Consider the following 24,190-nt stretch of genomic DNA (forward strand, 5'->3'; position numbering starts at 1 on the left):
CGCCCGCCCGCGCCAGCCGGTATGACGGTCGTCATGGCGACGATCCAGGAAGCGATGGCTGCCGCGGTGGCGCATCATCAGGCCGGCCGGCTCGGCGAGGCGGCGGCGCTCTATCACGCCGTCCTGGATGCCCTGCCCGGCCATGCCGACGCCGCCCATCTGCTGGGCGTCGTCCATCTGCAATCCGGCCAGCCCGAGCGCGCCGTCACCCTGATCCGCGGCGCCATCCAGCACAACCACCGCGTCGCCGACTATCACGACAATCTCGGCAGCGCGCTGAAATCGCTGGGCCGGCTGGAGGAGGCGGTGGCCGCCCACCGGCAGGCGGTCCGGCTGCGGCCGGAGTTCGCCCAGGCGCTCTACAATCTCGGCAACGCGCTGGAGGCGCAGGGCCGGCTGGAGGAGGCGGCGACCGCCTTCCGGCAGGCGGCGGCGCGCCGTCCCGGCTATGCCCGCGCCCGCTTCAACCTGGGCAACGTGCTGGCCGCACTGGGCCGGCGGGCGGACGCCGACGACGCCTACCGCGCCGCCCTGGCCGACGATCCGACCTTCGTCGAGGTGCACGCCAACCGCGGTGCCCTGCTGCTGGCGCTGGAGCGCCCGCGGGAGGCGGCTGCGGATCTGGGCCGCGCCCTGGCGCTGCGCCCCGACCATGCTCCGGCCCTGTCCAACCTCGCCGCGGCCCGGTTGGCGCTGGGCGACCGCGACGGCGCCGAGCTTGCGGCCCGCCATGCCGTGGCCGCCCGGCCGGATCTGGCCGACTGCCTGCTGCGGCTGGGCGAGGTGCGCCAGCGTGCCGACCGGCTGGGCGCCGCCGCCGACGCCTACCGGACGGCGCTGGCCTGGAACCCGGCGCTGGCGGAGGCGCTGGCCAACCTCGCCCTGGTCCGCCAGGGCCAGGGGCTGCTCGACGCGGCGGAGGCCGGCAACCGGCGGGCACTGGCGCTCGACCCTGATCTCGCCGACGTGCGCTCCAACCTCGCCTATCTGCTGCTGTTCCGGCCAGGGGTGACGGCGGCGGCGGTGCTGGAGGCGCATCGCGACTGGGACCGGGTCCATGGCGCGCCGCACCGCGGGCGCTGGGTGAAGCCGGGGAAGGCAGGCGCCCGAAAGGGGCCGCTGACCGTCGCCATCCTGTCCGGCGATTTCCGCCGCCACCCCGCCGGCCTGTTCGCCCTCCGCACGGTGGAGGCGCTGCCCGGCCACGACATCCGCCTGCTGCTCTATGCCAACCAGAGCGAATCCGACGACGTGACCGCCCGCTTCCGCCGGGCGGCGGCGCAATGGACCGCGGTCGCCGGCCTGACCGATGCGGAGCTGGCGACGCGGATCCGCCACGACCGGCCCGACGTGCTGATCGACCTTGCCGGCCACAATGCCCGCGGCCGTCCCGGCGTCTTCGCCCGCAAGCCGGCCCCGGTGCAGGTGGCGTGGTCGGGCTATATGGCGACCACCGGGCTGGCGGCGATGGATGCGCTGGTCGCCGACCGCCACCATGTGCCGGCGGGGATGGAGGCCTACTATGCCGAGCGGGTCCTGCACATGCCCGACGCCTTCATCGCCTACGATCCGCCGGAAATTGACGAACTGCCGCTGACGCTCCCGCCCTGCCTGGCGGGCGGGCCGGTCACCTTCGGCAGTTTCAACATCCTGACCAAGCTGAACGACAGCGTGCTGGCGGCCTGGGCGGCGATCCTGGGCCGGGTGCCGGGGTCGCGCCTGCTGATGAAGACCAAGGCGCTGTCCTGCCCCGACACCGCCGACCTGTGGCGCGGCCGGCTGGCCGCCGCCGGCATCGACCCCGGCCGGGTGACGATGGTGGGGGCAAGCAACAGCCTGGACCACATGCGCCGGTGCGCGTCGGTCGATGTGGCGCTCGACCCCTTCCCCTTCTCCGGCAGCACCACGACGCTTGAGACGATGTGGATGGGGGTGCCGGTCGTCACCCTGCCGGGGGAGACCTTCTCCAGCCGCCATTCGCTGGCCTTCCTGACGGTGGCCGGCGTCGAGGGCTGCATCGCCGCCGATCCGGCCGATTACGTCGAACGCGCCGTCGCCTGGGCGGCGGACCGGCAGGGGCTGGCGGAGCTGCGCCGCACCTTGCGGACCCGCATGGCCGCCGGGCCGCTGTGCGACGGCGGGAAACTGGCCGCCGCCCTGGCGGGGGAGCTGCGGGCCCTGACCCTGCCGCACTGACTGCGGAACCAACGCGAACGCGCCGGCGTTGAACGTGGGTACTCCCTCCACGCTTACAAACGCGGGATTTCGGCGCATGCACAGCACCACACGGCTCGCCTTCATGCTTTCGGCGACGGTCGCCGTCCTGTCGCTCGCCGGCTGCGGCGATCAGGCGTCCCTGCCGGTGTCCGCCGGCACCGGCCCCAACCCGACGCTGCCGGCGCCGAAATCCTCGCTGATTCCGACGGTCAACATCGCCGACGCCATCGGCTGGCCGCAGGGCGCGCAGCCGGTGGCGGCCCAGGGGTTGAGCCTCACCGCCTTTGCCACCGGCCTGGACCATCCGCGCTGGATGCTGGCCCTGCCGAACGGCGACATATTGGTGGCGGAGACCAACGCCCCGCCGAAGCCGGAGGACGGCAAGGGCATCAAGGGCTGGGTCATGGGGCTGGTGATGGGCAAGGCCGGCGCCAAGACGCCCAGCGCCAACCGCATCACCCTGCTGCGCGACAGCGACGGCGACGGCAAGGCCGATGTCCGCGAGACCTTCCTCGAAGGGCTGAACTCCCCCTTCGGCATGGCGCTGGTCGGCGGCGACCTCTACATCGCCAACAGCGACGCCGTGGTGAAGGTGCCCTACAAGCCGGGCGACACCCGGATCACCGCCAAGCCGGTGAAGGTCGTCGACCTTCCGGGCGGGCCGATCAACCACCATTGGACCAAGAACATCATCGCCAGCCGCGACGGCACCAAGCTCTATGCCACCGTCGGCTCCAACAGCAATGTCGGGGAGAACGGGATGGAGGCGGAGCAGGGCCGCGCCGCCATCTGGGAGATCGACCTGAAGACCGGTGCGCACCGCACCTTCGCGTCGGGCCTGCGCAACCCGAACGGCATGGATTGGGAGCCGACGACCGGCGTCCTGTGGACCGCCGTCAACGAGCGCGACGAGATCGGCAGCGACCTCGTCCCCGACTATATGACCTCGGTGAAGGACGGCGGTTTCTATGGCTGGCCCTACAGCTATTACGGCCAGCATGTCGACCAGCGGGTGGAGCCGCAGCGCCCCGACCTCGTCGCCAAGGCGATCCCGCCCGACTATGCGCTGGGGCCGCACACCGCCTCGCTCGGCCTGACCTTCTCCCGCCAGGGCGACCTGCCGCCGAACCTGCAGGAGGGCGCCTTCATCGGCCAGCACGGCTCGTGGAACCGCGACCCGGCCAGCGGCTACAAGGTGATCTTCGTGCCGTTCCGCAACGGCAAGCCGGCGGGCGAGCCGGTGGACGTGCTGACCGGCTTCCTCGACAAGGACGGCAAGGCGCAGGGCCGCCCGGTCGGCGTGATCCTGGACAGCAAGGGCGCCCTGCTGGTCGCCGACGATGTCGGCGACGCGATCTGGCGCGTCGGCGGCACCGCCACCGCACAGTCGGCGGAGCGGCCGGAGCAGCCGGCGAAGTGAAGGCAGGGAGGGGAGGCGGGCATCTCCCCTCCCCTTCCCCGCGCGATGGCGCGATACTGTGCCATGATCTATCTCGACCATCTGGCCTCGACGCCGCTCGACCCGCAGGTGCTGGAGGCGATGCTGCCCTGGATGCGGATTGACGCGGCCGGCAACCCGCACGCCGCTCATCCGGCCGGCTGGCGCGCCGCCGACGCCATCGAGCAGGCGAGGGGCGAAGTCGCCGCGCTGGCCGGCGCCCAGCCGGGCGAGGTCGTCTTCACCTCCGGCGCCACCGAAGCCAATGCCCTGGCGTTGCTGGGCGGCGTGCCGGCGGGCGGCGGCTGCGTCGTTTCGGCGGTGGAGCATGCCAGCATCCTCGGCTGCCTGCCCGAGCTGCGGCGGCGCGGTCATCCGGTGATCGTCCTGCCGGTCGACGGCAGCGGCTTGGTCGATCCGGCCGGATTGGACAGCACCCTGGCCGGCCTGCCGAAACCGTCCCTGATCTCGGTGATGGCCGCGAACAACGAGGTCGGGACGGTCCAGCCCCTGGCAGAGCTGGCCGCGGTCGCCACACGCCATGGCGCGACAATGCACAGCGACGCCGTGCAGGCGCTGAGCACGCGTACGCTCGAGATGGCAGCGCTCGGGCTGCATGGGCTCAGCCTGTCGGGGCACAAGCTGTATGGGCCGATGGGCATCGGCGTGCTGATCGTCCGTCCGCCCTTCCGGCCGGTGCCGGCCTCGGCCGGCGGCGGGCAGCAGCGCGGCTTGCGGGCGGGAACACTGCCGACGCCGCTCTGCGTCGGGCTGGGTGCCGCCTGCCGGCTGGCTCGGACGCGGCGGGAGGAGGATGCTCGCCGCATCGGCGCGCTGCGCGACCGGCTTTGGCAGCGCCTGCGGGACCGATTGCCCGGCATCCGCCGGAATGGGACGGAGGATGGGCTGGCCGGCTGCCTGAACGTCACCATTCCCGGCATCGATGCCGCCGACCTGCTGCTGGATCTGCCGGAGCTTGCCGTCGCCACCGGATCCGCCTGCCACAGCGGACAGGGCGAGCCGTCGCATGTCCTGCTGGCGCTCGGTCTGTCCGCGGCGGACGCCCATGCCAGCCTGCGCTTCGGGCTGGGCCGCGGCACCATTGCGGCGGAGGTGGACGAGGCGGTTGACCGGCTGGCGGCCGTACTGGATTCGGCGAAGCCGAGGGAATGAATCGCCGGGCCGGAGCGTCTCCTTCCAACTGGCTCCGCCGGCAAGGGCTGATCTGGCGGGGAAAACAACGGCAAAGGGAGAGAAACCATGATCGGTGCGAGCATCCGGACCGCGGCGGCGGCCGCCTTCCTGTTGGCGATCCCGGCGGCTGCGTCGGCGCAGCAGGCCGGCCCGTCCGCCATGACCTTCTTCGTCACAAGTGTGGGCATGGGCAAGGGGGCCGATCTCGGCGGGCTGAGCGGCGCCGACGGGCATTGCCAGCAGCTGGCCCAGGCGGCGGGCGCCGGCAGCCGCACATGGCGGGCCTATCTCAGCACCCAGGCCGCCGACGGCCAGCCGGCGGTCAATGCGCGCGACCGCATCGGCAAGGGTCCCTGGCAGAACGCCAAGGGCGAAATGGTCGCCCGCTCGGTCGAAGAGCTGCACGGCACCAACGCCCTGACCAAGCAGACCGCGCTCAACGAGAAGGGCGAGGCGGTCAATGGCCGCGGCGACCAGCCCAACACGCACGACATCCTGACCGGGTCGCAGCCCGACGGCACCGCCTTCCCCGCCGGCCAGGACATGACCTGCGGCAACTGGACCAGAAGCGGGACCGAGGGTGCGGCCATGCTCGGCCACCATGACCGCATGGGCCTGGACGAGCAGCCGCCGGCGAAATCCTGGAACTCGTCGCACGCCTCGCGCGGCGGCTGCAGCCAGGACGCGCTGAAGAGCACCGGCGGCGCCGGGCTGCTCTACTGCTTCGCGGCGAACTGAGCGGTTCGCCACCGGCTGCGGCGGGGGGATGGAGATGCCATCGCCCCGCCGCAGCCGGTGCGGTCAGAACACCAGACGCGCGCCGACCTTGACCACCGCACCCATGGACTCGGCACCGGTATCGATGTTGGTATCGGCCATCACCTGCCACCGCGGCGTGATGCGATAGGCGAGATCGGCGAGATAATGGCCGCTGGCTGCGCCATTCTCTGGCAAGGTCCGCCGCGCGCGCAGGGACAGGGTCATGTCGCCGCGGCCATAGGCCAACGCCGCGTTCAGGCTGCGCACCGACACGCCGTCGGACTCCTGCTGCTGGCGCAGGTCGCCGTCCAGCGTCACGCTCTGCCATGCGAACTGGGTGCCGACGATCCAGGACTGGCGCGGCAGGCGGCGGCTGTCGCTGCGCACCCGCGCCCGGCTGGTCCCGGCGGAAAAGCGGGTGCCGATGTCTCCCATCAGGATGGTCTTGCGCACCGCCGCCTCCACCAGATGCATGGCCTCGCGCGGGTCGGGCATGTCGCCGGCCCCGCGCGGCATCGGGGTGTAGCTGGCGCCCAGTTCGAAACCGCGCAGCGGCGGGGTGTAATAGCTGAGCTTCGCCGTCCGGCTGCCGGCCCCGCCGGAAGCCGGCACGGCCGCCGCCCCGACCAGCCGGTTGCGGGCACTGTCGGCCTGCCCGATCTCAAGCTCCCCCCACGAGACATCGACGGCCAAGAAATGCCGCTGATCTGAAAAACTACCCTTTTGGTATAGGATATCCGCAGCCGCACCGGTTGCCGATAAAATCGCCATTGCCGCCAGAATAGGCATGGAAATGCTTCGTTTCATTTGGCAAGCCCTGTGCTGTTCGGCCGATGGTCGACTGTCCGTTTGGTCGATACAGCCTTGTGTATCCTTTCCGGTTTGAGAGATGTTCGTCTAAAATTCTGACAAAACTGTGACCCGCTCTTTGCATGCTGCGATGCAAAAGAGCACGATCATTCGCGTTAAACGGGAAGCGTCAGGTCAGGAAGACGGTCACGGCAAGTTGCAATGGCTAGACCACCGCCCGAACCGTCACTCCTGCCGCCTCCAGCGCGCGGCGGACCGTCGCCGCCATGGCGACCGCGGTCGGCGTGTCGCCATGGACGCAAATGGTGTCCGCCACGATGGGCAGCCGGGTGCCGTGCCGGCTCTCCACCGCCCCGTCCAGCACCATCCGCACCACTCGGGCCGCCGCCAGTTCCGGGTCGTGGATCACCGACCCGGCCACCGTGCGCGGCGTCAGGGTGCCGTCATCCTCATAGGTCCGGTCGGCGAAGGCCTCGCGCGCCACACGCAGGCCCAGATCCTGCCCGGCGCGCTCCATGGCGCTCAGCGGCGGGACGACGAACAGCAGGGCGGGGTCGACCGCCTTGACGGCGCGGGCGATGGCGCCGGCCAGATCCGGCTCCACCGCCGCCATGTTGTAGAGGGCGCCGTGCGGCTTCACATGGGTCACCCGTTGCCCTGACAGCGCGGCGCAGGCCTGGAGCGCGCCGACCTGATAGGCGACCAGCCGTTCGACCTCCGTCGTCGTGATGCCGCGCATGACGCGGCGGCCGAAGCCGGAGCGGTCCTCGAAGCCGGGATGGGCGCCGATGCGCACCCCCTTCTCTCCCGCCAGCCGGGCGGTGTCGGCCATGATGGTGGGATCGCCGGCATGGAAGCCGCAGGCGATGTTGGCGGAGGTGACGATGTCCAGCATCGCCCGGTCGTCGCCCATGGTCCAGGCGCCGTACCCTTCGCCCATGTCGCAGTTCAGATCGATGCTCGGCATGGCGTTTCTCGCTCGTTCAATCGTCAGAAGACCCCGGCGTTCTCACGCCGCATCCGACTGTCGCAGGGAATGGATGAAGCCGGCAACCTCGCTGCGCATCGCCCCCATCTGGTCGGTCAGCATGCCGGCGGCGGTGTCCAGTTGAGCCGAGGCGTCGCCGGTCTGTCCGGCCACTTCGGAGGTGGCGTTGACGTCGCCCAGCAGGGCGCGGACGCCCTGGGCGGCTTCGCTGACGCCGCGGCCGATCTCCGCCGTCGCGGCATTCTGCTCCTCCACCGCCGCGGCGATGGAGGCGCTGATCTGGCTGAGGCTTTCCACCACGCGGGCGATCTCGACGATTTCGTCGGCAGCGGAACCGGTGGAGCCCTGGATGGCACGGATCTGGGTCTCGATGTCCTCGGTCGCCTTGGCGGTCTGGGTCGCCAGCACCTTCACCTCGCCGGCCACCACGGCGAAGCCCTTGCCGGCCTCCCCAGCGCGGGCGGCCTCGATGGTGGCGTTGAGGGCCAGCAGGTTCGTCTGCTTGGCGATGGCGTGGATCAGCGTCACCACCGCCGACACCCGGTCCGACGCCTGGACCAGCCCGGCCACCCGATCGGTGGCCTTCGAGGCGCGGCGCGACGCTTCGTCGGCGATGGACTGCGAATGCTGGGCCTGGGCCGAGATCTCGCGGATGGAGGCGACAAGCTCGTCCACCGCGGCGGCCATGCCGTCGACCGAGGCATTCACCGCCGCGGCATTGCCGGCGGCCTGCCGGCTGACCTGCCCGTTGTGCTCCGCCACCCCGGCAAGGCTTCGGGTGGCGAGCCCCATGCCGTCGGTGGTGCGCATCACCTCGCCCAGCCTGCTGCCGACGCGCCGTTCGAAATCGTCGGCGACCGCGGCAATGGCGGCATGACGCTCCGCCTCGGCCTGCCGTCGCAGTTCGACCTGTTCGGCCTCCAGCCGCTGCTTGGCGGCGCCCTGCTCCTTGAAGACCTGCACGGCTTCGGCCATGCGGCCGATTTCGTCCCGGCGGTCGAGCGAGGGGACATCGACCGCGCGCTCACCGGCGGCCAGCCGGGTCATAACCCCGGTCAGGCGGACGATGGGCCGGGTGGCGCCGCGCACCATTAGGAACAGCACGCCGCACAGCGCCACCAGCGCCGCCAGCCCGCCGCCGGCCAGCAGCCACCCCCGCTCCGCCGCCTGCCGTTCGGCCCGGCGGGGCGACAGGTGGATTTCCACGGTGCCGAGCTTCTCCATCCGGGTGCCGGCCTTGCGCAGGATGTCGGCATGGCGGACCAGAACAGACGGATCGCCGTCCGACACGTCGCCGCTCTTGGCGAAGACCTGCCCCTTGGGATCGAGCACCCGGCTGCCGAGATAGTCGGGATCGTTGGTCAGCGCGGCGAGCTGTGCCGCGGCGGATTCGGCATCGACGTTCCACAGCGGTTCGGCCAACCCGCCGGCGATGACGCGGACGGTGACGGCGGCCCGGTCCTCCAACGCGGTGCGGGCATCCTCGCGGTTGACGGTGACGACGGCGGCTATGCCGGTCGCGCTGATGACCGTGACCATCAGGGCGATGGGAACGACGACACGCATGGCAAGGGTACGGCCCACACGCTGCAGCATCAGGTCCACTCCATTGTGGGTGTTGGGGCGTTGGAAAGCGAAAGGTCAGTCCCAGCCGGTGACGGCGCCGCCGATCAGGTTGAAGCCGAGCAGCCGGCTGCTGTCGTAGAGGGCAAAGCCGCCGGCCGATTGCAGCAGCGCCGGCAGGCCGTCCACCAGCTCGCGATGGCGGGCCTGGATGCGTCCGGCCTCCGCCGCATCGACGGCGGCGAAGCGCAGCCGCTCGCCGGGCCGCATCTGCGCCAGCGCCGCCACGTCCGGCCCGACGACGCAGGCGATCTTGGGATAGCCGCCGGTGGTCTGGCGGTCGGCCAGCAGCACGATGGGCCGCCCGGTGCCCGGCACCTGCACGGCACCCAGCGGGATGCCGTCCGACGTGATGTTGAAACCGCGGGCATGCTCGATCACCGGGCCGTCCAGCCGGCAGCCCATGCGGTCGGCCTCGTGGCTGAGGGCGTAGTCCTCCTCCAGGAAGGCTTCGATCCCGGCGGCGGTGAAATAATCCTGCTGCGGTCCGAGCATCACGCGCAGCCGCCCGCCGCGTGCCGGCAACAGGGAGGGGTCGAGGCAACGCTCCCCCCGGTCCGCCGCGTGGTCGAGGGCCAGCGGCAGCCGGTCGCCGGCCTTCAGCGCACCGCCGTCCATCCCGCCCATACGGCTGCGTATGTGGGTGGCGACGCTGCCCAGCACCGGCTGGAGCGCGAAGCCGCCCTCCACCGCCCAATAGCCGCGCATGCCGCTGCGCAGGGTGCCGATGCGCAGGGTCTGCCCATCGGTCAGGCGCAGGCTGGTCCAGCCCGGCACCGGATCGCCGTCCACCGTGAGGTCTGCATCGGCGGCAACGGCGATGCGCACGGGCCCGCCTTCAACCGTCACGCTGTCGCCGGCCAAGGTGAACTCCACCGCCCCCTCCCCCGGCCGGTTGCCGACCAGGGCGTTGGCGGCGGCATGCAGCAGCGGGTCGGCCGCCCCGGCGACCGAGACGCCGTAGCGCTGATAGCCGACCCGGCCGCGATCCTGAATGGTGGAGCTGGGACCGGCTGCCGCCACGCGCAGATGGGTGGTCATGCGGCGGCTCCCTGCATTAGGGCAACAGAGGAGGTCACCGTCTCGCAGTCGGGCAGGTAACCGCTGATACCGTCCAGGCGGTCATATTCCGCAGCACTGATCGCAGTGAAGCGGATTCGGTCGCCGGGGGCCAGCAGGAAGGGCGGCTCCCTTCTGAGATCGAATGTCCGGGCCGGCGTGCGGCCCAGCAGGTGCCAGCCGCTGGGCATGGCGATGGGGGAGATCGCCGCCTGCGCCCCGCCCTGCATGACGCTGCCGGCCGGGGTGACCATGCGCGGGTTCTCGCGCCGGGGCTGGTGCAGCACCTCCGGCAAGCCGCCGAGATAGGCGAAGCCGGGAGAGAAGCCAAGCATATAGACGCGGTAGTCGGCGGTGCAGTGCAGCCGCACCACCTCCTCCGTGCCGAGGCCGGAGCGGCGGGCCACCTCGTCCAGATCCTCGCCATGGGCGCCGCCGAAACAGACCGGCACGATCCAGCGCAGCTGCGGTTCCGCCGCCGCCTGCGTCAGCTCGGTTGCCAGCCCGAGCAGGGCTTGGCCCAGCGGTTCGGCCGAAGTCACTGCCGGGTCGAACTGCACGAGAATCGAGCGGTATGTCGGCACCGTCTCGACGATGCCCGGCAGCTGGGCCTCGGCGATGCGGCGGTCGAGCCGGTGGACGGCGGCATTCAGATCCGGGGCGATGCCGTCGCCCAACTCGACGATCAGGGCACTGTCCCCGGCCGCCCGCAGAACGGGGGCCGGAACCGTGGTGGTCACGCTCATGGAGGCTTCTCGAAGCTGGTCGGAGGGGGAAGGCTCGCCGGTCAGCGGGCGTATTTGTTCAGGATCTGCTGATAGGCGCCGCTGGCCTTCATCGCCGCGACCCCGGCGTCGAACTCGTCGCGCAGCTTTGCGGTGTCGCGCGCCTTGGTGAAGGCGATGTAGCTGGGGATGTCCTGCACCGCCGGGGTCAGTTCCTTGACGTTGTCCAGGGCGCCCGCCTGCTTCAGGAAATACTGGGCGACGTAGCGGTTGCTGGGCATCACCTCGAAACGGCCGGAGACCAGCTTCTTGACGTTGCTGTCGCTGTCGTTCGACTTCTCCACCGCCGGCAGCACGCCGGTCTTGATCGCGTCGTCAACGATGGAGCCATAGCTGATCTGGTTGACCACGCCGAACTTGCGGTCGGCCAGCTTGGACAGGTCGCCGTCGAAGCTGACCGGGCTGTCCTTCGCCACGAACAGCGAGACCACCTGCGGCACCAGCACCTGGGTCGAGTAGTTCAGGAACTGCTCGCGCTCCGGCGTCTTGTAGGCGGTGAAGACGGCGTCGGCGCCGCCCTCGCGCACGGTGTCGAGCGCCCGCGCCCAGGGCATGATCTCCACCGTCACGCTATGGCCGGCAGCCTTCATCGCCTCGGTCACGATGTCGTAGGCGATGCCGGCCGGCTTGCCGCCATCGTCATAGATCAGCGGCGGGAAGCTGAGCGCCACCATGCGCAGCTGGTCGGCCGAAGCGGGCGCCGCGACGGCGGTCAGCAGGAGAACGGTGGAAGAGAGCAGGCGGACAGAAAACGGGGTTTGCATCGGGCAAGCCTCCACCGTGTCCGCGCGGGGCGGAATGCCCGTGCGGCGGCCGGTATCGCAGGGGATGAAGCGGGGGAGAGAAGCGGTCAGAGCACCGACAGGTGCGTGTTCAGCAGGTCGGTGATCAGCATCGCGCCGGGGCTGTGGCTGATGGCGATGGGCGGACGGGCGTTGCGGATCGCGACCTGTGGCGTCACCCCGCAGGCCCAGAAGACCGGCACCTCGCCGGGCTCGATGGGAACCGCCTCGCCATGTTCCGGCTGGGCGATGTCGCGGATGCCGATGGCGGCCGGATCGCCGAAATGCACCGGCGCACCGTGCACCGACGGGAAACGCGAGGTGATCTGGATGGCGCGGATGGCGTCCTTCGGCACCATCGGCCGCATCGACACCACCATGGTGCCGCCGAAGCGGCCGGCCGGGGTGCAGGGGATACTGGTCTCGTACATCGGGACATTGCGGTTCATCGCGATGTGCCGCACCGGCAGCCCGTCGGCCAGCAGGGCTTCCTCGAAGGAGAAGGAGCAGCCGATCAGGAAGGCGACGAAATCGTCCCGCCACAGGTCGCCGATGTCGGTCGGCTCGGCGGAGAGCACGCCGTCGCGATAGACGCGGTAGCGCGGCACGTCGGTGCGGATGTCGATGTCGTGGCCCAGCGTCGGCAGGCGCGGATCGCCGACCTCCGACACCGCCAGCAGCGGACAGGGCCGCGGGTTGGCCTGGCAGAAGCGCAGGAAATCGCCGGCCCAGTCCGCCGGCAGGATGGCGAGGTTGGCCTGGACATGGCCGGGGGCGAGGCCGGCGGTCTGGCCGCTGTTGGCGCCGCTGCGGATGCGCAGGCGTTCGGCGGCGGCGGGGGAGAGGGGGGAGGTCGTCATGGGGAGGGTTCCGGAAAAGGAGTCGGAAGGATGGCGTTCGTCGACGGAAAGGCTCTCACATGCCCAGATACGCCTGCCGCACCTCGTCGTTGCCGAGCAGGTCCTGGCCGCTGCCTTCCATCACGACGCGGCCAGTCTGGATGACGTAGCCGCGGTCGGCGATCTCCAGCGCGCGGTGGACGTTCTGTTCGACCAGCAGCACGGTGATGCCGCGCTGGCGGATCAGCTGGATGGTCTCGAAGATGCGGGTCACCAGCTTGGGCGCGACGCCCCAGGAGGGTTCGTCCAGCATCAGGAGGTCGGGCTGGCTCATCAGGCCGCGGCACATCGCCAGCATCTGCTGTTCGCCACCCGACAGAGTGCCGGCCTGCTGGCGGCGGCGTTCGCCGAGCACGGTGAAGGTGTCGTAGGCAAATTGGAGCGTTTGCTCGCGTTTGGCCGCATCGCTGGCGGTGAAGCCGCCCAGCATCAGGTTCTGTTCCACCGTCAGGCGCGGGAACAGGCGGCGGCCTTCCGGCACCAGCACCAGCCCGCGCTTCACCCGCTCGTGGGCGGGCACCGCGGAGATGTCCTGGCCCTTCAGCAGGATCGATCCGCCGTCGAGCGCGTTCAGCCCGGCGACGGCGCGCAGCGTGGTGGACTTGCCGTTGCCGTTGCCGCCGACCAGCGCGACGATCTCGCCCTGGTTCAGGGTGAGGCTGATGTCGCGGATGGCCGGGACGCGGCGGTAGCTGGACTGGATGTTGCGGACCTGCAGCATCGTCTCGCCCGCGGGGGCGACGGCGACGGGGCGGACGGGTTCGGACAGCGTCGGTTGGAGCATCGTCTCACTCCCCCAGATAGGCGGCGATGACCGCCGGGTTCTCGGCGATCTCGGCCGGGGTGCCGTCGGCGATCTTGGCACCATAGTCCAGCACGAGCATCCGGTGGGCGATGGGCATGATGCCCTCCATCACATGTTCGACGATGATGCTGGCGATGCCGCGCTGGTGGATGCGGTGGACCAGGGCAGAGGCCTCGCGCACCTCGGTCGGGTTGAGGCCGGCCATCACCTCGTCCAGCAGGATCAGCTTCGGTTCGGTGGCGAGCGCACGGGCGACCTCCAGCCGCTTCTGTTCCGACACCGTCAGGTCCGACGCCGGGGTGTTCGCCCGGTGCGACAGGCCGACGAAGGCCAGTTCGTCCTCCGCCCGCTCGCGCGCCTCGGCCACCCGCTTATTGCGCAGCATGGCGCCGACCATGACGTTCTCCAGCGCCGTCATCGACTGGAAGACGCGGACGATCTGGAAGGTGCGGGCGATGCCCAGCGCCGCTGCCGCCTCCGGCGTCGAGCCGGTGATGTCCTGCCCTTCGAAGGCGATGCGGCCGGTGGTGGGGGTGTGGAAGCCGGCGAGGCAGTTGAACAGGGTGGTCTTGCCGGCGCCGTTCGGGCCGATCAGCCCGATGATCTCGCCGTGATGGACGATGAAGCTGATGTCGCGATTGGCGACCAACCCGTCGAAGGCCTTGCCCAGGCCGTCCACGGCAAGCAGGGGGGCGGTGTTCACGGGCGGATCTCCTTGACGCTGGTCTTGGCCTCCGCCGGCTTGGCGCCGGGCAGATGGCGCCGCAGATCGCCCAGCAGGCCCAGCACGCCGGACGGGCTGAACACGGCGACCAGGATAATCATGGCGGCGTAGATGATCATGTCGGTTCCGGACCCGGTGCTGCCGAACAGGGTGCGGCTGTATTCCTCGATGGTGATGAGGATGACGGCGCCCAGCACCGGTCCCATCAGCCGGCCGACGCCGCCCAGGATGGCGATCAGCGCGATCTTGATCGAGATCGTCGTGGCGAACACCGAACCCGGATCGATAAACATCTCCTTCTGGGCGTAGAAGCTACCGCCCATCGCCGTCAGGAAGGCCGACACCGTCAGCGCGATCAGCTTGTAGCGGGTCAGGCTGACACCGAGCGCGCGGGCCGCTTCCGGCTCGTCCTTGATGGCACGGAAATAGTAGCCGATGTGGCTGCGCTCGATGGCCCAGGACACCAGCACCGTCAGCACCAGCAGGCCGAGGATGACGTAGTAGTAGGGCAGCTTCGACAGGAAGATCAGCACGCCCCAGCCGCTCTGGTCCATCGGCAGGTAGAGGCCGACGGCCCCTTCGAGGGCGTCGCTGTTGGTGACCAGGATCTGCATGATCTCCGCCACCGCGATGGTCGCCATGGCGAAATAATGCCCCTTCAGCCGGAAGCAGGGCCAGCCCATGGCGAGCGCGAAGGCCGCCGCCACCAGCCCGCCGGCCAAGGCACCGATCCAGGGCGTCAGCCCCAGGGTCAGCAGCAGCATGGTCGAGGTGTAGGCGCCGATGCCGTAGAACACCGCATGGCCGAGCGAGACCTGTCCGGCATAGCCGCCGACGATGTTCCAGGCGACGCCCATCTGGGCGCCCATCAGGATCAGGATCAGGAAATTCTGCTGCGACGGTTCGCTGATCGCCAGCGGCAGGACGGCGGCGAGCGCCAGCAGGGCGGCGGTGCCGGCCATCTTACGTGAGGAGTTGGTTCCGGTCGTCATCAGGCTTTCCCCAGCAGGCCGCGCGGACGCACCAGCAGCACGATCAGCAGCAGCGACAGCACGATGGCGGTCTTGTATTCCGGGCCGACCAGAAAGCCGCCCAGCACCTCGATCAGCCCGACGATGATGCCGGCCAGGAAGGCGCCGGTGACGCTGCCGAAGCCGCCCAGCACGACCACCACGAAGGCGATCAGGATGAAGTTCGACCCCACCTCCGGGAAGATCGGGAAGAAGGTGGCGATCAGTCCGCCGGCAAGACCGGCGCAGGCGGCGCCGATGCCCCAGGCGAGCGCGAACATCTTCTGGCCGTCGATGCCCATCAGGGTGGCGGCCTCACGGTCGATGGCGGTGGCTTCCAGCGCGGTGCCGAGCCGGGTGCGGTGCAGGAACATCCACAGGGCACCGGTCACGCCGACGGCACCGAGCGCGGCGACGAACTGCGGCAGGCCAAACTGCACGGGACCGAAGGCAACGTTACCGCTGACCAGGCTGTGCGGGATCAGCCGGTGGTCCGGCTTCCAGAAGAACTGGGCCAGACCGCGCAGCAGGATCATCAGGCCGAAGGTCGCGAAGATCTGCGACAGCATCGGCGCCTTCAGGATGCGGCGGATCACCGTCTGGTAGACGATGACGCCGACCGCGAACAGCAGCAGCGCGGTCAGGGGAAGCGCCACGATGGGGTCGATGGCGAAGAGGGCGAAGGCCCAGAAGCTGGCATACATGCCGAGCATCAGGAATTCGCCATGGGCGAAATTGACGATGTCCATCACGCCGAAGATCAGCGTCAGACCGACCGCGACCAGGGCGTAGATCAGCCCGATCAGCAGGCCCGAGACGAGCACTTGGAAAAGAATGTCTGCGGTCATTGCAGCACCCCTTTTGCGGTCAGGGTGGGCCGGAGGAACTGTGCGGGAAAAGCCCCTTTCCCATCCCGGAAAGGTTGGCGCCGATGGCGCCGGGCGGGAGATGCATCGTGGATCGAAGCGCGGAACCGACTGAACATCTCCGTAGCCCTACCCGTCGCGACGCGACGGGCTCCCCCTTTTCCGGGAAAGGAAAGGGTAAGCAGCAGCCCGATGAAAGAAGCGGTGGTCAGCGGCCGTCCCAGGCGGGCATCGGGTAGACGACCGGCTTGGTCGCCACGTCGAACGGCCACACCGTCACATACTGGCCGCCCTGGACCTGGACGATGATGCCGGTGCCCAGCTCGTTCTGGCCGCTGGCATCGAACTTGACGCCCTTCCACGGCATGATCAGGCCGCTGGCCGGGATGTCGGTTTTCTGGAGCGCTTCGCGGATCGCGTCGGGCTTGGTCGAGCCGGCACGGTCCAGCGCGTCGGCCAGCACGGCGATGCCGGTGAAGGCGCGGGCCGAGTTGCCGTTGAAGTTCACGCCCGACCGCTTCTGCATCAGGTCGTTGACCTGTTTGATCAGCGGGTTGCGTTCGGCCTGATCGAGCGCCCAGACCTCGCGGCTGATGACGAACTCGCCATCCTTGCCCATGGTCTTCAGGAACTCGCTGTCGTTGAAGCCGGCGTCGTTGGCCAGCAGCATCTTCGGTAGGAAGCCCAGTTCCTTGTAGGTCTTCATCGACAGGATAGCATCGCCGAGATAGCTGGACTGCATGATGACCGCCGGAGCGGCGGCCTTGATGCGCTGCACCTCCGACGTCATCTGCGTGGTCTTGGCCGGGTAGAGGATCTTCTCGGCGATGGTGAACTTCTGCTCCTCCGACAGCTTCACCTGAAGCTTGGTCGTCTCGTTGCCCCACAGCGTGTTCTCGTTGAACAGCGCGATGTTGCGCAGCTTGTCGCCGGTCTTCTTCTCCATGTCGCCGAGGAAGGTGAAGAAGTTGCCGACGAACAGGTCGTCATGGGGCGTGGTGCGGAAGAACCATTTGAACTTGCGCTGGGTCAGCGAGGCCGAGGAGGATTCGCCGTTCAGGAACGGCACGCCGTAGCGTTCGGCGACCTGGCTGGCGGTGGCGGTGACGTTGGAGAAATAGGCGCCGGTCAGCGCTACGACCTTCTCGCTGGTGATCAGCCGCTCGGCCTCAGTGGCGCCGACCTGCGGGTTGCCCTGGTGGTCGCCGAAGATCAGCTTGATCTTGGCCCCCTTCAGGTTCGGCAGGCCGATGCCGGCGACCAGCCCCGGCGGGGCGGGGATTTCCTTGTTGACGATGGCGGCGGCCAGTTCGGCGGCGGCCTTCAGTTCGACGCCGGTCGAGGCGGCGGCACCGGTCAGCGGATAGATCACGCCGATGCGGATTTCATCCTCGGCATGGGCCGGGGCGGCTCCGAAGCCGATGCCGGTCAGCGCGGTCGTGGTCAGCAGGGCCGCCGCGGCAAGCATGCGCTTGATCGTCTGACGGCGGGTGGGCGTGCGGGTGGGGTTGGTGATCGCTGCCGCGAACCGCATCGTGAAATCTCCTCTGTTCAGTGCCTTGGTGGCTTGCAGCGCGGGCCTTTACGGCTGTTCGGTTGCGCTTCTGACAGGATGATGACACGAACAGTCTTGGGTGCGTCCAATCGTAAGTTTTGATCTGGATTGATAAGCTGCGGCGATCAATCGGCTTCTAATGCGCGCGGCGCCTCGTTGCCGGTGGCGGCTTCGTAGTCGGCCGCCACCGCGGCGGCCAGATCGGCGACGACCGACGCCATGTGGTTCTCCGCCGTGGCGGAATGGGCGGCGCAGAAGGTCATCCCCGGCAAGGGCGCTTGCGAGCGGATCAGGCGAAGCCGGCCCTCCGCCAATTCGCGCTGGACGATCACCGTCGGGATCACGCTGACGCCGACGGCATCCACCGCCATGCGGACGACGCTGGCGAGCGAGCTGTTGCCGAACATCCGCACCTGCAATCCGACGGAGGAGAACATCTCGCGGATCACGCCGTAGGGCTGGGTGGTGCGGGAGAAGGTGATGATCGGCCAGACCGCCAGATCGCGTAGCGACACCGGCTCTTCCGGCAGGGGCAGCGTCGGGCTCGCCACCCAGCCCAGCGGATAGTTGCCGACCGGGATCGCCCGGAACCGCACGTCGGTGTAGGAGGCCAGCATCACCGCCACGTCCAGCTCGTGGCGGGCGAGCGCATCGCGCAGGCTGGGCGAGGTTTCGACCTCGATCTCCAGCGATACCGCCGGGTAGAGAGCATTCAGCCGTTCGATCAGCTGGCTGAGCCACGTGTGGACCACCGTCTCCGCCACGCCCAGCCGGATGACGCCGCGGATGGCGCTGCGGTCTGCCACCGCGGTCAGCAATTCCGACCTGAGCGCCATCATCTTCTCGGCATAGGTCAGCAGGACCATCGCCTGCGGCGTCGGCGCCACCCGCCGGCCGACACGGTCGAACAGGACGACGCCCAACTCGTCCTGAAGCTGGGCGATGCGGGCCGAGATGGCGGGCTGGGTGGTGTTCAGCCGCTCCGCCGCCCGGCGGAACCCGCCGAGCCGCATCGTCCAGATGAAGGTCTCCAGCGACTTCAGGTCCAGCATGCCTCACTCATCCCCGTTTCGGATCATCGCACGCCGGACCATCGCTGCTGTCCTGTCAGTCCCGGTCGTCCAGCGCCGCCAGCTCAACCTCGATCACCGCCAGCCGTTCCCGCAGCCGGTCGCGCTCGGCCTCCAGCGCCTCGCGGCGGCTGACATGGTCGAGGGCACGGTTGCGCAGGTCGCGCTTGAAGCGGACGATCTCCGGCCGGGTCACGTCGGGCCGGATCAGGTTGCTCTGGTCGGCCAGCCGCAGCTGCTCGCCGGTCAAGGTGGCAAGCTGGTAGACGGTGGCGTAGCTCGGCGGCAGCTTCGCCCCCGGCAGGCGGCCGCTGTCCACCGCCTCGGCCACCATGCGCAGCTGGTAGGCGACCTGATAGCCGAAGGGCAGCTCGTTCTCGACCATCGCCTGGAATTCGCCATGCGGCAGGCGCGCCCGCGCCTGGACCAGATAGCGGCCGATCAGCAGGAACTTCTCCTGCGCGCTGCGCCAGAGGGTGGAGATCTCCTGGACGAACTCCTCGCGCCGGACGAGGTCGACCGTCGCCTCCGCCATGCGCTCGATCCGCTCGTCCACCGCGATGTGGCGACGGGCCTGGGCCTTGGAAACCTGCTTGAACCCGCTCATTGCGCCAGCTCCAGTTCGTGGCGGACGAAGGCCCAGACGCCGGCGACATGCTCGGCCCCCTTGCCCCCCTTCAGCTCCAGCAGGCCGAGCCCGCGGCCGGCGGTGAACTGGATGTCCTCGTAGTCGGGAACCTCGACCGGGCAGATCCGGCCGTCGCCCAGCAGCTTGCGCTGCGCCTCGGTGAAGCCACGGGTGCGCGGCTTGACGCGGTTCATCACGAAGGCGGCGTTCTTGCCGTAGCGGCGGACGAAGCGCATCCAGGGTCGGACGGAGTCCAGGTCGTCGTCGCTCTGGCCGGTCGGAACGACGATCAGGTCGGACGACAGGGCCAGCAGCTTGAACTCCTCCGGATGGTCCTCGATGGACGGCGGCGTGTCGATCACCAGCAGGTCGAAGCCCGCGATGCCGTCAAGGGCCGCGCGGATGTCGAGCGGCGTCATGCCCGCTTCGAAATGCGTGATGGACGCCATGCCGTCCGGGCGCTTGGCGAACCACTTGGTCAGGCTGCGCTGCGGATCGAGGTCGAGCGTCGCCACCGCGCAGCCATCGAGCGCCGCCGCCACCGCGATGTTGCGGCTGAGGGTCGTCTTGCCGATCCCGCCCTTCGGGCCATTGACCAGCAAGCGTTTCACCGGCACGTGTCCCGTGTCGTTGCTCATTCCCGTGCCCCTTATCGCCATCGGCTGTCGGCCCCTTTTACCAAAGCCCGGCCGTGGCGCAAATCTAAGACATGTCTTAGCTTCGCAGCGGCCGGACAGGGTGTCGCCCCTGCCACAGATTGGCGATCTAAGACAGAACCTCCCCTCATCATCGCATACGACGCATCGCCGACGCCAGCACCGGGCGCACCGCACCGGTTCCGCTGCCCGTCTCCCCGACCCGCTCGCCTGCCATGGCGATGGCGCGCAACCGGTCGGCAAGGGCATTTTCCTCGGCGCAGGCTTCCTCGCACAGAGCGCGGATCTCGGCGATGCTCGGCCGCCATTTGCGGGTGCGCCGCCACCGGCGTGCCGCCTGATCGATGGCCCAGGCCGGGAACTCGCCCAGATCGTCGGCCCAGTCCATCGCGAGCAATTGCTCCACCTCCGGGCTGGTCGCCTTCGCCGGAAAATGGCTCAGCAGAGCCAGCACCCGTCCCAACAGATGGTTGGCCGACGCCGGCGCCAGGATGGTGTCGGTGATCTCCGACAGAGCGCGGCGGGCCAGTGCGGCATGGCGCGGCGTCACCCCGTCCGGTGGTGTCCAGTCCTCCACGACATCGGCAAAGCCGTCCTCGGTGAAGCGGCTGTGGCGCCCGACCTGTCCACGGTCGAGAAGGCGCTGCAACGGTTCCGGCAGGGCGTCGCGCAGCATGCGGCTGCGCAGGGCCGGCGCCATCGCCGGGTCGAAGGGCAGCGGCAGGCCGGGCGGTGCAGCGGCGGTGGAGGAGGAGGTGGGGAACTGGTGCAGGTTGCTCATGCGATCCCCCAGGGGTTGGTTGGTGCGTTGGACGGCGTGTTGTTCAGACGGGCGGCAACGCTGGCCCAGGCCGACAGGCGCTGTTCGGCGTTGGCGGCTGCGGAATTCGGCCTGGAAGCGGCGGTGCGGGGCGTCGTTCGCGCCGCTCGTTCGTTTGGTCCCCGGCTGTTCGGTCCGCGGGCCGTTGCCGCGAGCTGTTGCGCCATACGGCCGGCATCCTGCAGCAGCCAGGATCGCCACGCCGCGGCCGGGTCGCGGTAGCGGTAGCCGTGGGCCCGGCATTGCTGGACGAAGCGCTCGGCATGGCTGTCGACGTCGATGCCGGGAAAGCGCTCTGCCGCCCATTGCCGGTCGGCCGGGGGTGGCGCCCAATCGGGAGCAACCAGTTCGGCGGCGCCGGCAGAGCTGAACGATGTCCCCTCGTCCGCACGCCGATGGAGCGTGTCAGGAATCTGTTCTGGTTCAGGCTGTTCGTGACTCGCCGTTGAACAGGGGGAGTCCGTGGATGAGTCAGCGGGGATGTCCACCCCTGCACCGTCCTGCGTCCCGTTCGAACAGGTCAGCGCCAGCCGGTAGCGGCAGCTGAGCCGCCCGCCATTGGCCGAGCGGCGGTGTTCGATGCCGACCAGCCCGAGCGCTTCCAACCGGCCCAGGATCCGGTTGACGGTCGGCCGGCTGCGTTTCAGCTTGTCCGCCAGCGTCGCCTGCGACGGCCAGCACACCCCCGCCTCGTCGGCGTAGGTGCTGAGCGCCGCCAGTACGGCGAGCCCGTCGGCGTCCAGTTCGGGATGGTCGAGCCACCAGGCCGGGATCCGGCCCCAGCGGTTCTGTCGCGTATTGTTTTGGCCGGCGTGGGTTTGCCGGGTTTGGGGTTGCTGGGTGTGGGTTTGCCCGGGGCGGTTCGGGCTTGCGGTCCGGTTTGTCATCTGTGGCGATACTCCTCCGCGCCATGGGCGCAAGATTGGCCGCATGATCGGCCGTCGCGATTGGCGCAGAGGATTCGAAGCGGTCGGCGGAAGAGTCGAATCGCGGGCTCGCACTCCATGGAGCCGCAGCCCGCGGATGGTCAGCGACAGCCCGCGACCGTAAAGCCCCTGCCCGCGACCATGGAGCATCGGCCCGCGATTGGCCGGCGATGGCGCGCCGAATCGGGATCCTGGCGCCTTTGGCCGCGGATGTGGAGCCATTGCCCGCGATTGCCGGCGGTCCGCGGCCCGCGATGCTGGAGCAACAGCCCGCGATTGGCCGCCGATGCCGTGACGATGGTGCGAATCGCGGGCAATCCGGCACCGAAGCGATCCGCCTCCGCCCCCTATGGAGCGGCAGCCCGCGGTTCGCCTCGCCGCAATTCCCGGCCGGCTGGGCCGATTCTCCCCGATTCTTCAAGGGCTCGCGGAGTTCGGCCCCAGCGATGCCGCGTCCGGGCGGCAATCGCGGGCTATCGCTCCATGACCGCGGGCCGTTGCTCCATCATCGCGGGGTGCGGCACCATATCCGCGGGCTGTCGCTCCATCCCGGATGCGGTAAACTCACTGCGTTCTGTTGCACCGGCGGGTCCGCCGCGCCATGGTTACTCCCGACATCCGGAGACGTTCATGACCAAGATGGCCCCGACCAGCGCCGCACAGCTCATCCTGTTCGAGTTGGAAGACCGTTCGCAATCGCACCTGATCGCGCTCTACGATCTGGCGCCGCGCTTCGTCTTCGTCTCCCGCGACAACGACAAGGAAAAGACCGCCAAGGACAAGGGCGAGCTGGTCACCAAGGACAACTTCATCAAGTCGGTGCGGCGCGAGTTCGCTTTCCGCGGCCGCAATTACCGCCTGACCGTCCAGCCCGCCCGTATCGACCGGCTCAGCACGGCGAAGAAGGACGACCGCGCCCCCGGCGCCGGTCCGGATCTGGTCGAAGTCGAGATCTTCCCGTCGGAGCGCGAGCAGGTGGTGGAGCAGGTCGTCCGCCGCCTCGCGATGGACCGCTCGCGCCTGTCGCTGACCGGCGAGAACCGCGACAAGGTGCAGATGCGCTTCAGCCTCTACGAGATCCAGCGGGAACTGCGGGCGGTCAACCACACCCTGTCGATCCAGGACATCCGCGAATCCCTGACCATCCTGGCCCGCTCGCGCATCATCATCTCCACCGGCGGCAGCGCCGAGCCGGGCAAGAAGAGCCGCGGGCAGAACCTGCTGGAATCGACCGCCTTCCCGGTGCTGGCAATCCGCTCGCGCCCCGATCTGGTCGATGAGGACGGCGGGGTCGAGGAGACCTATCTGGAGTTCAACCCGCTGGTCTCCGCCGCCATCCGCGACCTGGAGTTCAAGCCGGTCTCCTACGCCTGGCTGATGAAGCTGAAGTCGCCGGTGTCGCGCTGGCTCTACAACCGCCTGTCCATCGAGTACGACACCGCCGACGACGAGGCGAAGCCGGTGTCGATCAGCGCCGACGAGATCATCAAGAACAGCGGCATGAACGAGTGGTCGCGCCGCCGCGACACCCTGCGCGTGGTGACGTCGGCCGTCGACGCCCTGGTGGACGAGGGCATTCTCGACATCGCCGACAAGGAATATACCAAGGTCGGCAAGCGCATCGACGCCATCGACTATGTGCTGACCCCGTCGCAAAAGTTCCTCGATCAGGTCCGCCGCGGCCGCCGGGTGCAGATCACCAACATCGACCTGCTCAAGCAGATCGTCGGCAACGCCATGCGGCCCGACGGCTTCGTGCCGTTGAAGGCTGGCGAGGTGGCGGAAATGCGCAACAAGCGCGCCAAGCGGCTGGCCGATCCGGCGAAGGCCGAACAGGCCAGCCTGCCGCTGCCGAAGAAATAGCCGCTCAGCGCGCCAGCAGGCGCCGCGCCACCAGCGTGATGGCGGTCCCCAGCAGGGCGCCGGCTACCACGTCGGACGCCCAATGGCGGTGCTTCACCACCCGGCCGCTGGCCATCGCCGCCGCGGCGCCGTAAATCATCAGACTTTGCGCCGGCGACCGGCTGACCGTGGCGAGCGCGGTCGCGGCGGCAAAGGCGCTTCCCGCATGGCCGGACGGCAGTGAGCGGGCGCTGATCCGCTTGCCCGGCCTCTGCCGCGGCTCGCATTCGTCGGGACGGCGGCGCTTGACGTAGCGCTTGATCGAGCGGCTGGCCGTCGCCGTCGCCACCAGCCCGAGGACGCCGACGCTGCCGGCGCGGCGCAGATCCTCCTGACCGGTCAGCAGTCCGACAAGTCCGGCGATGGCGAAGCTGGGGATCAGAACCGGCCGCTTTATGACGTAATGGCCCGCGCTTGCCAGCACCCGGCTCACCGGTCCCGGATCGCAGGTGACGATGTCATGGACCTGGGCGTCCAGCGCGTCGACCGCCGTCAGGGCCGGCTGAAGAACCGCCGGTGCGGGCCGCCCGCCATAACCGATGCCGCCACCGGGATTCTCGATGCCTTGATTCTCGATGCCGCCCTGGTCGCCGTTCCGTTCGATGATGTCGCTCAATGCCGGTCCCCTGCATGCCGCGCCGCGAAAACCGGCGCCGCAGAGGAACGCAGCGGAC

The 24,190-nt window shown here is 69.4% G+C and carries 23 protein-coding genes; 5 read left to right on the forward strand and 18 right to left on the reverse strand.

Going from position 1 to position 24,190, the window contains the following annotated elements; all coding sequences use genetic code 11:
• Positions 1-33: 33 nt before the first annotated feature.
• From ABNQ38_RS11795 to ABNQ38_RS11810, 4 genes are all read left to right on the forward strand, one after another.
• Positions 34-2,196 carry a tetratricopeptide repeat protein gene (locus tag ABNQ38_RS11795; RefSeq protein WP_377807024.1) on the forward strand — a complete coding sequence of 721 codons (2,163 nt, stop codon included), beginning with the start codon at positions 34-36 and terminating at the stop codon, positions 2,194-2,196.
• A 76-nt stretch (positions 2,197-2,272) separates the two neighbouring features.
• Positions 2,273-3,637: a PQQ-dependent sugar dehydrogenase gene (locus ABNQ38_RS11800; RefSeq protein WP_377807025.1), complete on the forward strand. Its 1,365-nt coding sequence runs from the start codon at positions 2,273-2,275 to the stop codon at positions 3,635-3,637.
• Between the two features lie 63 nt (positions 3,638-3,700).
• Complete coding sequence (locus ABNQ38_RS11805; RefSeq protein ID WP_377807027.1) at positions 3,701-4,828, forward strand: cysteine desulfurase family protein; 1,128 nt, start codon at positions 3,701-3,703, stop codon at positions 4,826-4,828.
• Positions 4,829-4,915: 87 nt separating this feature from the next.
• Entirely contained in the window at positions 4,916-5,587 is a 672-nt protein-coding gene (locus ABNQ38_RS11810) for a hypothetical protein (RefSeq protein WP_377807028.1), read from the forward strand.
• A gap of 63 nt (positions 5,588-5,650) precedes the next feature.
• Here the strand turns inward: ABNQ38_RS11810 and ABNQ38_RS11815 are convergent, their stop codons facing one another.
• The 17 genes from ABNQ38_RS11815 to ABNQ38_RS11895 all read right to left on the reverse strand — a co-directional run bounded on the left by ABNQ38_RS11815 (position 5,651) and on the right by ABNQ38_RS11895 (position 21,575).
• Positions 5,651-6,415: a porin gene (locus ABNQ38_RS11815; protein ID WP_377807029.1), complete on the reverse strand. Its 765-nt coding sequence runs from the start codon at positions 6,413-6,415 to the stop codon at positions 5,651-5,653.
• Positions 6,416-6,623: 208 nt separating this feature from the next.
• Complete coding sequence (locus ABNQ38_RS11820) at positions 6,624-7,385, reverse strand: LamB/YcsF family protein (RefSeq protein ID WP_377807030.1); 762 nt, start codon at positions 7,383-7,385, stop codon at positions 6,624-6,626.
• A 42-nt stretch (positions 7,386-7,427) separates the two neighbouring features.
• On the reverse strand, positions 7,428-9,002 hold the full coding sequence (locus ABNQ38_RS11825) for a methyl-accepting chemotaxis protein (RefSeq protein ID WP_377807031.1): 1,575 nt from the start codon (positions 9,000-9,002) through the stop codon (positions 7,428-7,430).
• A gap of 45 nt (positions 9,003-9,047) precedes the next feature.
• Positions 9,048-10,070: a biotin-dependent carboxyltransferase family protein gene (locus tag ABNQ38_RS11830; protein ID WP_377807032.1), complete on the reverse strand. Its 1,023-nt coding sequence runs from the start codon at positions 10,068-10,070 to the stop codon at positions 9,048-9,050.
• Complete coding sequence (gene pxpB / locus ABNQ38_RS11835) at positions 10,067-10,834, reverse strand: 5-oxoprolinase subunit PxpB (protein ID WP_377807033.1); 768 nt, start codon at positions 10,832-10,834, stop codon at positions 10,067-10,069. The genes ABNQ38_RS11830 and pxpB overlap by 4 nt, the downstream gene beginning before the upstream one ends.
• A gap of 41 nt (positions 10,835-10,875) precedes the next feature.
• The gene (locus ABNQ38_RS11840; protein ID WP_377807035.1) at positions 10,876-11,637 is read right to left on the reverse strand and encodes a substrate-binding periplasmic protein; all 762 of its coding nucleotides are present in this window, start codon (positions 11,635-11,637) and stop codon (positions 10,876-10,878) included.
• Positions 11,638-11,723: 86 nt separating this feature from the next.
• Positions 11,724-12,515 carry a putative hydro-lyase gene (locus ABNQ38_RS11845; RefSeq protein ID WP_377807036.1) on the reverse strand — a complete coding sequence of 264 codons (792 nt, stop codon included), beginning with the start codon at positions 12,513-12,515 and terminating at the stop codon, positions 11,724-11,726.
• Positions 12,516-12,570: 55 nt separating this feature from the next.
• Positions 12,571-13,275, reverse strand: a complete 705-nt coding sequence (locus tag ABNQ38_RS11850) for an ABC transporter ATP-binding protein (protein ID WP_377807419.1) — start codon at positions 13,273-13,275, stop codon at positions 12,571-12,573.
• 67 nt (positions 13,276-13,342) lie between these two features.
• Complete coding sequence (locus ABNQ38_RS11855; protein WP_377807037.1) at positions 13,343-14,062, reverse strand: ABC transporter ATP-binding protein; 720 nt, start codon at positions 14,060-14,062, stop codon at positions 13,343-13,345.
• Positions 14,059-15,075 (reverse strand): branched-chain amino acid ABC transporter permease, encoded by a 1,017-nt coding sequence (locus ABNQ38_RS11860; protein WP_377807038.1) that lies wholly within the window; start codon positions 15,073-15,075, stop codon positions 14,059-14,061. The genes ABNQ38_RS11855 and ABNQ38_RS11860 overlap by 4 nt, the downstream gene beginning before the upstream one ends.
• Complete coding sequence (locus ABNQ38_RS11865; RefSeq protein ID WP_109049546.1) at positions 15,075-15,941, reverse strand: branched-chain amino acid ABC transporter permease; 867 nt, start codon at positions 15,939-15,941, stop codon at positions 15,075-15,077. The genes ABNQ38_RS11860 and ABNQ38_RS11865 overlap by 1 nt, the downstream gene beginning before the upstream one ends.
• Positions 15,942-16,167: 226 nt before the next feature.
• Entirely contained in the window at positions 16,168-17,493 is a 1,326-nt protein-coding gene (locus ABNQ38_RS11870) for an ABC transporter substrate-binding protein (protein WP_377807039.1), read from the reverse strand.
• Between the two features lie 146 nt (positions 17,494-17,639).
• Complete coding sequence (locus tag ABNQ38_RS11875; protein ID WP_377807040.1) at positions 17,640-18,566, reverse strand: LysR family transcriptional regulator; 927 nt, start codon at positions 18,564-18,566, stop codon at positions 17,640-17,642.
• A gap of 55 nt (positions 18,567-18,621) precedes the next feature.
• Complete coding sequence (locus ABNQ38_RS11880; protein ID WP_377807041.1) at positions 18,622-19,191, reverse strand: hypothetical protein; 570 nt, start codon at positions 19,189-19,191, stop codon at positions 18,622-18,624.
• Positions 19,188-19,850 carry a ParA family protein gene (locus ABNQ38_RS11885; protein WP_098738091.1) on the reverse strand — a complete coding sequence of 221 codons (663 nt, stop codon included), beginning with the start codon at positions 19,848-19,850 and terminating at the stop codon, positions 19,188-19,190. The genes ABNQ38_RS11880 and ABNQ38_RS11885 overlap by 4 nt, the downstream gene beginning before the upstream one ends.
• 148 nt (positions 19,851-19,998) lie before the next feature.
• Positions 19,999-20,649, reverse strand: a complete 651-nt coding sequence (locus ABNQ38_RS11890; RefSeq protein ID WP_377807043.1) for a hypothetical protein — start codon at positions 20,647-20,649, stop codon at positions 19,999-20,001.
• Positions 20,646-21,575, reverse strand: coding sequence for a helix-turn-helix domain-containing protein (locus ABNQ38_RS11895; RefSeq protein WP_377807044.1), 930 nt, complete (start codon positions 21,573-21,575; stop codon positions 20,646-20,648). The genes ABNQ38_RS11890 and ABNQ38_RS11895 overlap by 4 nt, the downstream gene beginning before the upstream one ends.
• A 669-nt stretch (positions 21,576-22,244) precedes the next feature.
• Here ABNQ38_RS11895 and ABNQ38_RS11900 point away from each other — a divergent pair.
• Entirely contained in the window at positions 22,245-23,477 is a 1,233-nt protein-coding gene (locus ABNQ38_RS11900) for a plasmid replication protein (RefSeq protein ID WP_377807045.1), read from the forward strand.
• Between the two features lie 4 nt (positions 23,478-23,481).
• On the opposite strand, the gene ABNQ38_RS11905 is transcribed toward ABNQ38_RS11900, so the two are convergent.
• Positions 23,482-24,132: a phosphatase PAP2 family protein gene (locus tag ABNQ38_RS11905; RefSeq protein ID WP_377807046.1), complete on the reverse strand. Its 651-nt coding sequence runs from the start codon at positions 24,130-24,132 to the stop codon at positions 23,482-23,484.
• Between the last annotated feature and the right edge of the window lie 58 nt (positions 24,133-24,190).

Origin of the sequence: Azospirillum sp. A29 (genome assembly GCF_042604625.1) — a bacterium.
Lineage (GTDB): Bacteria > Pseudomonadota > Alphaproteobacteria > Azospirillales > Azospirillaceae > Azospirillum > Azospirillum palustre.